Raw genomic sequence first — 933 nt, 5'->3', positions numbered from 1 at the left:
TTGTATCTGTTTGAATCACAGAGTATAATTCAGCACGCTTTATGCAAATAAGCAGAACATAGAAGTATTTTTTCTCCGATTCACAAATAGCCTATAAATAATTTGACCTCGCTATAGCTAGATTGCCTGATTAAATTATTGTTTAAAATAAAAAGTTATGGAAAGAACCCCCAACTACAGGCAGTCGATATCTATATTGATTTTGCAACCATTCCCAGTTTAAGTTACTTTTTGCATTTTCTTAAACACAAGCATGATCATCAAAGATTACGTCTATTTTCATTAGCACGTTTTGAAATGCCACAAACGGTTATCGAACAATATGAAGGCATCATTCAATTTTCTCGTAATGTTGAACATAATGTGGAGCCGTTACTTGAACAATTACAAACGATTTTGTCTCAAGAAGGTAAACAATTCGAATTACATTTGCATTTAAATTTGTTTCATAGTTTTGAGATGTTTCTGAATTTATCGCCGACTTATACAAAGTATAAGGAAAAAATCAGTAAGATCGTTTTACATTTATATGATGACGGCTCGGAAGGGGTGATGAAGCAGTATCAGTTACAGAAATCTTCTTCATTGGTACAAGATTTAGCAGCAACAAAAGCCTCTTTAGTTTCTTTATTTGAGAATGGGGAAGGATCATTTTCACAAATTGATTTGATTCGCTATGTTTGGAATGCTGTGCTCGAAACGCACTATTATTTGCTTTCTGATCATTTTTTATTAGATGAAAAGTTACAACCGTTAAAGGCTGAATTAGGGCATTATCAATTACTCAATCTTTCCACATATCAATATTTATCGAGCGAAGATTTGTTATGGTTAAAGCAAATATTAAAGATTGATGCCGAATTAGAATCATTGATGCAAAAGTTAACTGCTCAACCGGTTTATTTTTTCAGCGGTACGACATTTTTGGGATAG

At 32.8% G+C, this 933-nt stretch carries 1 protein-coding gene; it reads left to right on the top strand.

Going from position 1 to position 933, the window contains the following annotated elements:
• The first annotated feature begins 138 nt into the window (after positions 1-138).
• A complete protein-coding gene (locus HMPREF0027_RS10845) occupies positions 139-933 on the top strand; it encodes a hypothetical protein (RefSeq protein ID WP_005625206.1) in 795 nt (264 codons plus the stop codon).

The sequence above is a fragment of the Actinobacillus ureae ATCC 25976 genome (assembly GCF_000188255.1).
Taxonomy (GTDB): domain Bacteria; phylum Pseudomonadota; class Gammaproteobacteria; order Enterobacterales; family Pasteurellaceae; genus Actinobacillus; species Actinobacillus ureae.
Note: the sequence above shows the minus strand (reverse complement) of the source record. Positions and strands in the feature narration are given on the sequence as shown.